This is a genomic window from Pantoea sp. ACRSC (assembly GCF_022346785.1).
Classification (GTDB): Bacteria; Pseudomonadota; Gammaproteobacteria; order Enterobacterales; family Enterobacteriaceae; genus Pantoea; species Pantoea alvi.
Genome location: NZ_JAKRNN010000026.1, coordinates 54280 through 64025 on the forward strand (window position 1 = coordinate 54280; position 9746 = coordinate 64025).

Here is a 9746-nt window from a genome sequence, read left to right on the forward strand (position 1 = left end):
CCCGACCCTGTGCGCTTTGGTCCCCTTTACGGGAAACAGCGAGGGGCGGTAGCGTGCCCGGCAACCGACCAGGAGAAAATGTTATGGAAAACCCAGCCAGCCTGTTGCGACGTCTGAACCCTTACTGCGCCCGCGCGATGGAAGGGGCGGCCTCGCTGTGCCAAACCCGCGCCCACGCGGAAATCCTGCCGGAGCACTGGCTGCTGAAGCTGCTGGAGCAGGGAGAGGGAGATCTGACGGTGCTGGCGCGCCGCTATGAGTGGGATATGGATGCCCTGTGGCAGGATCTGCTGGGCTGGCTGGATAATCAGCCGCGCTCGGTGCGCAGCCGTCCGCAGCTCTCGAAAAACATACAGTCGCTGATGCAGCAAGCCTGGCTGATTACCTCTCTCAATGGTGAGGCGCTGATTCGCAGCGTACATCTGCTGATGGCGCTGGCAGATAGCCCCGGCCTGGTGCGCTGCGACGGCCTGTGGCCACTGCTGACGCTGGGGCAGAGCCAGCTTGAGCGCCTGCGCCCGCTGCTTGACGCCCGGTCGGACGAGCGACCGGAGGTGCAGCAGGAAGCGGCGCTGGCGCAGAGCCACGGCGGCGAGGTGGAGTTTATCGGCCGGCCGGCCGGCCGGGGCGGAGCTGAAGGAGGGCGAGCTGAGCCCGGCCCTGCAGAGCGCGCTGGATAAATTTACCCTCGACGTCACCGCCAGAGCGAAAGCGGGCAGGATTGACCCGGTCTTTGGCCGCGATACCGAAATCCGCCAGATGGTGGACATTCTCTCCCGTCGCCGCAAGAACAACCCGATTCTGGTGGGCGAGCCGGGGGTGGGGAAAACCGCGCTGGTGGAGGGGCTGGCGCTGCGCATTGCCGACGGGGACGTGCCTGAATCCCTCAGGCCGGTCATCCTGCGCACCCTCGACCTCGGCCTGCTGCAGGCGGGCGCGGGGGTGAAGGGGGAGTTTGAACAGCGCCTGAAAAACGTTATTGCGGCGGTACAGCAGTCGCCGGTACCCGTTCTGCTGTTTATCGACGAGGCGCACACCCTTATCGGCGCCGGGAACCAGGCGGGGGGCGGGGACGCGGCCAACCTGCTGAAGCCTGCGCTGGCGCGCGGGGAGCTGCGCACCATCGCCGCGACCACCTGGAGCGAGTACAAGCAGTACTTCGAGCGCGATGCGGCGCTGGAGCGCCGCTTCCAGATGGTGAAGGTGGATGAGCCGGACGATGAGACGGCCTGCCTGATGCTGCGTGGCCTGAAGTCCCGCTACGCTGAGCATCATGGCGTGCATATCACCGACGATGCGGTGCGCGCCGCCGTCACGCTGTCGCGCCGCTACCTGACCGGCCGTCAGCTGCCGGACAAGGCGGTTGATCTGCTGGACACCGCGGCCGCCCGCGTGCGGATGAGCCTCGATACGCTGCCGGAACCGCTGATCCATATCCGCTCGCAATTAACCTCTCTCGATATGGAGAAGCAGGCGCTGCAGGAAGACATTGCCGTCGGTAAGCAGACTCATGGGGAACGCCTGACGGCAATCGAACAGGAAGAGCACAGCCTTATGGTTGAGCAGGACGCTCTGCAGACCCGGTACTGGCAGGAGCGGGCGCTCACTGAGGAGCTGCTGGAAAGCCGCCAGGATATCTCCTGCCAGAGCGAGATTTGCGCACTGCAGCAGGCTCTGAACGATATGCATGGCCACAACCCGCTGCTGTCGGTCGATGTAGAGGTGCGCACCGTCGCCAGTGTGATTGCAGACTGGACCGGCGTGCCGCTCTCTTCCCTGATGAAGGATGAGCAGACCGAACTCCTGACTCTGGAAAATGAGATCGGCCGGCGGGTGGTCGGGCAAGATGCGGCGCTCAGCGCCATCGCCCGGCGCCTGCGGGCGGCCAAAACCGGCCTGACGTCAGAGAGCGGGCCGCAGGGCGTGTTCCTGCTGGTCGGCCCGAGCGGCGTGGGCAAGACCGAAACCGCCCTGGCGCTGGCGGAGGTGCTGTACGGCGGGGAGAAGTCGCTGATTACCATCAATCTCTCTGAATATCAGGAGCCGCACACCGTCTCCCAGCTGAAAGGCTCACCGCCGGGCTACGTCGGCTACGGCCAGGGGGGCATTCTCACCGAAGCGGTGCGCAAGCGCCCCTACAGCGTGGTGCTGCTCGATGAGGTGGAAAAAGCGCACCGCGACGTGATGAACCTGTTCTATCAGGTGTTTGACCGCGGCTTTATGCGCGACGGCGAAGGGCGGGAAATCGACTTTCGCAACACCGTTATCCTGATGACCTCCAACCTCGGCAGCGGCGCGCTGATGCAGCTGCTGGATGCGCGGCCGGAGGCCACCGAAGGGGAGCTGCAGGAGCTGCTTCGCCCGGTACTGCGTGACCACTTCCAGCCGGCGCTGCTGGCCCGCTTCCAGACGGTGATTTACCGTCCACTGGCTGAGGCGGCGATGCGCACCATCGTGCAGATGAAGCTCGCTCAGGTCAGTAAACGCCTGCACCGCCACTACGGCCTGACCACCCGTATCGACGAGAGCCTGTATGACGCGCTGACCGCCGCCTGCCTGCTGCCGGACACCGGCGCGCGCAACGTCGACAGCCTGCTCGGTCAGCAGATACTGCCGGTGCTGAGCCAGCAGCTGCTGGCCCATATGGCCGCGAAGCAGAAGCCACAGACCCTGACGCTCAGCTGGAGTGAGGAAGAAGGGGTCGGGCTGGAGTTTGACCACCGGCAGGGAGTGTACGCATGAGCAGCAATCCCGCGACAAGGTACAGCCATAACCACCACAGGCTTTCGGTGTCGACACAGAACACGCATATGTTGAGCGGCAAGAGATAGTCATTGCAGCACAGGATAAACTGCCGCTGATATGCGGTGGCGGATAGATCAGTACAAATTCTTTCTGCCAGTCGTGGGTTCATAACAGTGATAACCGAGGCAGATATTCAGACACGATAAGGAGCATCGCGTGCCATGGTTTTTATGGATAGTTATGGCTCTCTGGGTTATCGGTATTTTATACCTTATTTATAGCGAGTTCACCGAGCCTGAAAATACGGAGCTGGAAGGGTGGGCGGATTATTTTTGCAGTGTGGTAATTATGATGCTCTGGCCTCTCTGGGGAGCAGCGATGCTCTATTTTCGTTTTAAATCGATAAAGAAAATTAAACCTGGATCTTTTGATTGAACGCGCAAAGGTTTTGCGGTTTCGGCGCAATAAAATCATTGTGGCAACGAAATGGTGTTCTTTTAAATTAAAAAAGGGAAAACAATGAAACTGATTAACTTCTTTCCGGTATTTTTTGCTCTGACTTGTGCGGCAAAGGCGCATGCCGGTTTATTCCGTTCTTCTGACGCTTCTAAATGTGGCCGGGAAAATGCAGTTAAGGCCCTCGTTAATTATTTTCGCAGCCCTGCTTCAGGGTTGCTCCAGCCGGCGCTGCGCACCATCGAGCAGATGAAGCTCGGTCAGCAGATACTGCCGGTGCTGAGCCAGCAGCTGCTGGCCCATATGGCCGCGAAGCAGAGGCCACACCCCCTGACGCTCAGCGGGAGTGAGGAAGAGGAGGTCGGGCTGGAGTTTGACCACCGGCAGGGAGTGTACGCATGAGCAGCAATCCCCCGATTAGATTCAGCCACAACCACCACAGGCTCTGGGTAAAGGGATGTGAAGCAGAGCTTGATGTGCTGGCCTTTGAGGGCGATGAGGCCTTAAGTAAACCTTTCCGCTACCGTATTGAATTCACCAGCGACAACCATGCAATCAGCAAAGAGATGATGCTGATGAAAGCCGCCGCGCTGACGCTGCAGGCGCCGGTTGACCAGGGTTACGGCATCAGAATGCAGCAGGCCGTGCGTACCCTTCAGGGGGTGGTGAGCGGTTTTGAACGTCTCACCACCTCAAAGGATGAAACCCATTACGCCCTGATCCTACAGCCGCGCCTGGCGCTGCTCGACCGTTCCCATCAGAACGCCATCTATCAGGATATGTCAGTGCCACAAATCGTGGAAAAAATCCTGCGCGAGCGTCACAGTATGCGCGGCCAGGATTTTCTGTTCTCGCTCTCAAAAGAGTACCCGCGTCGTGAACAGGTGATGCAGTACGGCGAGGATGACCTGCACTTTATCACCCGTCTGTTGGCGGAGGTGGGCATCTGGTTCCGCTTCACTACCGACACGCGCCTGAACATCGACGTGGTGGAGTTTTACGACAGCCAGCAGGGTTATGAGAAAGGCCTGACCCTGCCGTCGGTTCCGCCCTCAGGGCAGCATTCAGAAGGGGTAGATTCGGTCTGGGGAATGGCGAGCCACCACCGCGTGGTGCAGAAGCAGGTCAGCACCCGCGACTACAACTATCGCCAGGCCACGACTGACATGAACATCCAGGTTGATGTGACCCGCGGGGATGCCACCACCTGTGGGGAGGCTTACCACTGGGGAGATAACTACCTGACGCCGGGGAGTCAATATGACCCCAGCCCGGCACCGGAGTCCGGTGCGTTTTATGCCCGCATCCGTCACGAGCGCTACCTGAACGGCCAGACGCAGACCCGCGCCATCACCAGCTCTCCTGCGCTCTCTCCGGGTATGTTGCTGAAGGTAACCGGCGGCTATGAAGTGGCGGAGGTTTTCAGCCAGGGCGTGGTTATCATCGCTATGCACTGCCACGCGCGGCGGGATCAGGATTTTGGCGTTAACGTCGAGGGTATCCCGGACAGCCCTGATTTTTGTTTTCGTCCTGAGCCAGGCTCACGCCCGGTGATGGCCGGTACGTTACCGGCCCGCGTCACCAGCACGACCGAAAATGACACCTACGGGCATATTGATAAAGACGGCCGCTATCGCGTCAATATGCTGTTTGACCGGGATAGCTGGGAGACCGGGTTTGAGAGCCTGTGGGTTCGTCAGTCCCGCCCGTACGCCGGGGACACCTGGGGCCTGCACCTGCCGCTGCTGGCGGGAACCGAAGTGGCGATTGGCTTTGAAGACGGCAACCCCGACAGGCCGTTCATCGCTGGCGTGCTGCATGATTCGGCCCACGGCGACCACGTCACCATCCGCAACTATAAACGTAACGTTCTGCGCACGCCGGCAAACAACAAAATCCGCCTCGACGATGAGCGCGGGAAAGAGCATATCAAGGTCTCTACCGAGTATGGCGGCAAGAGTCAGCTGAATCTCGGGCATATAGTGGATGCCGACAGGCAGAAGCGCGGTGAGGGTTTTGAACTCAGAACCGACAGCTGGGGCGCCATCCGGGCGCAGAAAGGGATCTTTATCTCGGCGGACGGCCAGACAAAGGCGCAGGGATCGGTGCTGGAGATGGAACCCACTATCAGTCTACTAAAAGGGGCGTTAAATCAGGTGACGGGATGGGGAACTATTACGCAGACTCACCGCAATGTTACCCCGGATATAAAGCCACTGAGTGAATTCGTTTCCGGTGCCAGCGAGCTGAAAGACCCAGCGTTGCTGCTGTCTGCTCCGAAAGGTATTGCTGCCGTCACGCCGGAAGCGGCGCTGATGTACAGCGGGAAAGGGTTGTACCTGCAGAGCCTGGGCGAAGTCAACATCAGCACAGCGCAGCGCTATTCAGTAAACGCGAGCAAAACTGTCTCAATCCTTGCACAGCAGGAAGGGATGCGGCTGGTCTCCGCCAGCGGCCCGCTGGAGATTGAATCACATGACGATGTGCTTTCGTTAACGTCTCTGAAAGACGTCACCGTCCAGTCAACACAGGGGCATCTGCAACTGACGGCTAAAAATGGCATCACCCTGGGGTGTGGCGGAGCTTATATTCGTCTCACTCCACAGGGAGAGGTGCATATTCATGGTCCGGGAGTAATTAGTCTTAAAGGTTTGCACGATTTGCAGGGGCCAGCCAGCGAGGATTTCCCGCTACCAGAACTGCCAGCATCAGTATGTAAAGAGTGCCTTAAAAAAGCGCAGGAACTGGCGCAGGGCTTTGTGCCCAGGGAGGCATGAATGACTACACAATGGATTGAGGAAGTGGCTGTTACTTGCCGGGCATCCGGGACTGATTATCTTGATATTATTGTTGATCAGGCCGGGCTGGATTTCAGCGTAATCCCGGCACTAGACGCACTGTCAGTAGAGTGGTAGTCGCTTTATCACGGGCTTCCGGAAGCGTTTATCGTCGATGATGCTCCACTGATTGCACGCATTACGCTTGATGATCTTCATCAGATGCAGTGGCTAAAAGACATCAGTCAGCAGGTCATCGTTCGGGCTCCGTTGCTGCTGTTGTGTTCACCCTGGCCTTTTACTGCTCTGGCTCACTGGCTTACGCAGTGTGTGGATATTTTGCACGAAGGGCGGAGCGGAATTTTACGATTTTACGATACGCGGATCTTCCCCCTGCTTTTTACACAGGTTCTCAGCGAGGAACAGCAAAAGGCCTTGTTGCGTCCCGCACTGTTCTGGGCATGGCAGGATATGGATGGCAACTCAAGAGGTATTAAAGGCAGCGGTTCGCCCCTGGCTCGCAATGAAAAACCTCACAAAATTGAACTCAACGATCGGCAACTGGAGCATCTAATGTGTGTCTGTGATGTTCTGATCCTCCTGTCGCACCATTCACCGCCAGCGGGCAGGTATACATCACAACAGGCGCTTTTTTCTGAGTGTTACCAGGGCATGGTGGAGGCGACCAGTCAGGGCATTATTCTGGATGAAGCACGCGAGGCCTGGGTTATAAAAAAATGGCTTAACTCATAATTAATCTTCTGATTTTTCTATTTAAATTCTTCGTAGCGGTTACCCTATCCTTCCTCTTTTAAAGCAATGTTATACAAGGAAGTGCAGATGAAACGTTTATTCTTTAGCCCGCTGCTGGCGGGCCTGCTTTTGCTAACCGGCTGCACCCAGCCTGCCGCTCAGGCTGAGGGCGGTGGAGGGGGTGGCGGCACCATTGACGCCATTAACCACACAAAATGGGCGATTAACCACTTCAGCGTGGATAACCAGTCGGGGATCGACATTATTGGCCCGTTTCAGGGCGGCGGCGGTGGTTGCTGCTACAGCGTGCCCGCCCGCTGGACGCCGGGCATGACGGTACGAGTTGACTGGGAAACCGGGCAGGGTTCATCAGCTGGTTTCCCCGGATTCGCTGATGAGGATAAGTATCTTGCCTGGAAAAAAGGCATAGATGCCCAAAAACGTCAGCACAGCAAAATCGTCCCGGTTCCCGACTATAACGGCCAGGATGTCTGCGGCATCACCGTGCACTTTTTGCCCTGCGATGAGGTGAAGGTCACGACCAGTTGCTACACCTACGGCAGTCCGTCCTACCCGATAAAAGAGCCCATCAGGATGAAGGAGCCGAAGGTATGTCCGAAATAAAGGAAACCGGTTTAGCCTGGGCTCCGCCGCCGTTTCCCCTTTAATCCAGCCTTTACAAGGAATGTCAGATGAAACGTCTATTCTTTAGCCCGCTGCTGGCGGGCCTGCTTTTGCTAACCGGCTGCACCCAGCCTGCCGCTCAGGCTGAGGGCGGTGGAGGGGGTGGCGGCACCATTGACGCCATTAACCACACAAAATGGGCGATTAACCACTTCAGCGTGGATAACCAGTCGGGGATCGACATTATTGGCCCGTTTCAGGGCGGCGGCGGTGGTTGCTGCTACAGCGTGCCCGCCCGCTGGACGCCGAACATGACGGTGCGAGTGGACTGGGAAACCGGGGTAGGGTATTCCATGGACTTTCCAGGTTATGAAGACAGGAAAAAATATCTTGCCTGGAAAAAAAGCATAGATGCTCAAAAACGTCAGCACAGCAAAATCGTCCCGGTTCCCGACTATAACGGTCAGGATGTCTGCGGCATCACCGTGCACTTTTTGCCCTGCGATGAGGTGAAGGTCACGACCAGTTGCTACACCTACGGCAGTCCGTCCTACCCGATAAAAGAGCCCATCAGGATGAAGGAGCCGAAGGTATGTCCGAAATAAAGGAAACCGATTTAGCCTGGGTGCCGCCGCCGTTTCCAGCGCAGGGACGGCTGCCGACCCAGGCGCTACAGGTCGGGCAGAATTGCCATCAGCAGAACAGTGCCGAGCGGCTCTACCGTCAGGAACTGTGTCTGGCGGCAGGACGACGTGTGGAGCCGCCGTGCTGCAAATCGCTGCATATCAGTCTGTTTTTCGACGGTACGGGTAATAACCTGAACAATGACCTGCTCCTGTCTGATCCGAAGCATCCGACCAATATCGCGCGGTTGTTTCGTGCCACTATTGGAGATGGCACCGCCGGTGGCGTATCTGATAAAGACAATGCGTTGCTGGATGCGGCAAGCGATAGCGGCGGCAAATACTTCAAATTTTATATCCCTGGCGTGGGCACCCCGTTCCCGGAAGTGAACGATCTGGACTATTCCATTATGGGGCTGGCGACCGCAACTAAAGGTGAAGAGCGTATTAACTGGGCGCTGCTGCGCATTATTGATGTACTAATGCGCGTGAGTAAAGATCCGAAAAAAAACAGCATAAAACTGTCCGAGAGTGCCAGTCGTAAATCCATAGGCAAAATGGGTACCAGCTGGAATCGGCTGTGGTCTGGCGGCAGCCAAAACCGGTATGAAGAGTTCAGCAGGTTACTGAATGACTTAGCCTCTGATTTGAAGCCATTAATTACTCAGTCGGAGCCGGGCAGGCCGAGGCTGCTGGATATCAGGCTGTACGTTTACGGTTTTTCCCGCGGTGCTGCCGCTGCGCGTACTTTTGTGCGCTGGTTGAGCGAGCTGCTTCCGCCGCCAAAGGCGGAAGGCGAAAAACCCCCGCAGTGCCTGCAGATTGGGGATATGCAGTTGCCCCTCAGCGTGGAGTTTCTCGGGCTGCTGGATACCGTGGCCTCTGTCGGTATTGCACACGTGCTGCCGATTGCCGAAGGTCATATGTCATGGGCGGACGACACGATGGAGCTGCCGGACGACAAAACCTATAGCGGGCTGATAAAAAAATGCGTGCACCTGGTCTCCGGGCATGAGCAGCGCCTCTGCTTCCCGCTGGACTCGGTACGCCGGGGTAACGGCAAATATCCGCCCTATGCCATCGAGGTGGTTTATCCGGGGATGCATTCGGATATTGGCGGTGGCTATCCGCGGGGGGATCAGGGGAAGGCTAATGGTGAGGATGATGCTTTATTGCTTTCACAAATTGCTTTGCATGACATGTATGCTTCAGCATTCTCCGCTGGTGCGCCACTTAAAGTACCTCCAGCAATATTGCCTCAAGAACTAAAGCAGCAATTTTGGCGAGCCATGTCACCAGATCTACAAGGTGAATTTGTAATAGACGCACCATTAGTCAATCGCTTCAACGCCTGGCGCGAACTCACCCTGAACCTGACGACGCCAGAAAAAATCACCCCTGAAAAAGCATCCTGCTACGAGCCACCCCGTGCCAGCGGCAGTCTGGAAACCATTGTCGAAAACCAGATTGCGTGGATTACCGCCTGGCGTATCGAGCGCTATGCCAGAGGTTCGATGCTGAAAACACCTTTCTACCAGCGTGCTACCAATACCGAAGCGCTGCCCGCCGCGCGCAAGGCGGCAGAGTAAAAACGGGATGAAAAGCAGAAAGAGGTGCTTAAAAGTCGTCGGGAAAAGATAGCACAACTGAAGTGGTTTACTGAATTTGGCCACCTGAACAGAGGTGATATGCTCACCTCAGAACATTACAGGTGCCTCAATGAAAAAAAGAAATTTCAGCGCAGAGTTTAAACGCGAATCCGCTCAGT

At 57.3% G+C, this 9746-nt stretch carries 5 protein-coding genes and 3 pseudogenes; all 8 read left to right on the plus strand.

The window, feature by feature from the left end:
- Positions 1-83: 83 nt before the first annotated feature.
- Positions 84-2742: pseudogene (gene tssH / locus MHZ97_RS19690) on the plus strand (type VI secretion system ATPase TssH).
- Positions 2743-2961: 219 nt separating this feature from the next.
- The gene (locus tag MHZ97_RS19695) at positions 2962-3180 is read left to right on the plus strand and encodes a hypothetical protein (protein WP_239315494.1); all 219 of its coding nucleotides are present in this window, start codon (positions 2962-2964) and stop codon (positions 3178-3180) included.
- A gap of 84 nt (positions 3181-3264) precedes the next feature.
- A complete protein-coding gene (locus MHZ97_RS19700) occupies positions 3265-3603 on the plus strand; it encodes a hypothetical protein (RefSeq protein ID WP_239315495.1) in 339 nt (112 codons plus the stop codon).
- Positions 3600-5978 (plus strand): type VI secretion system Vgr family protein, encoded by a 2379-nt coding sequence (locus MHZ97_RS19705; RefSeq protein ID WP_239315496.1) that lies wholly within the window; start codon positions 3600-3602, stop codon positions 5976-5978. The genes MHZ97_RS19700 and MHZ97_RS19705 overlap by 4 nt, the downstream gene beginning before the upstream one ends.
- Positions 5979-6731 (plus strand): annotated as a pseudogene (locus MHZ97_RS19710) (DUF4123 domain-containing protein).
- Between the two features lie 87 nt (positions 6732-6818).
- Complete coding sequence (locus MHZ97_RS19715; RefSeq protein WP_239315497.1) at positions 6819-7355, plus strand: DUF3304 domain-containing protein; 537 nt, start codon at positions 6819-6821, stop codon at positions 7353-7355.
- 68 nt (positions 7356-7423) lie between these two features.
- Positions 7424-7960, plus strand: coding sequence for a DUF3304 domain-containing protein (locus MHZ97_RS19720; protein WP_239315498.1), 537 nt, complete (start codon positions 7424-7426; stop codon positions 7958-7960).
- Positions 7948-9564 (plus strand): annotated as a pseudogene (locus tag MHZ97_RS19725) (T6SS phospholipase effector Tle1-like catalytic domain-containing protein); the annotation flags it as partial. The gene MHZ97_RS19720 and the pseudogene MHZ97_RS19725, both read left to right, overlap by 13 nt.
- Positions 9565-9746 lie beyond the last annotated feature (182 nt).

What these genes read in the sequence shown, in the direction of transcription:
- MHZ97_RS19700 (WP_239315495.1), top strand. Translation starts at nt 3,265, where the DNA reads ATGAAACTGATTAACTTCTTTCCGGTATTTTTTGCTCTGACTTGTGCG.
- MHZ97_RS19705 (WP_239315496.1), top strand. Translation starts at nt 3,600, where the DNA reads ATGAGCAGCAATCCCCCGATTAGATTCAGCCACAACCACCACAGGCTC.
- MHZ97_RS19715 (WP_239315497.1), top strand. Translation starts at nt 6,819, where the DNA reads ATGAAACGTTTATTCTTTAGCCCGCTGCTGGCGGGCCTGCTTTTGCTA.
- MHZ97_RS19720 (WP_239315498.1), top strand. Translation starts at nt 7,424, where the DNA reads ATGAAACGTCTATTCTTTAGCCCGCTGCTGGCGGGCCTGCTTTTGCTA.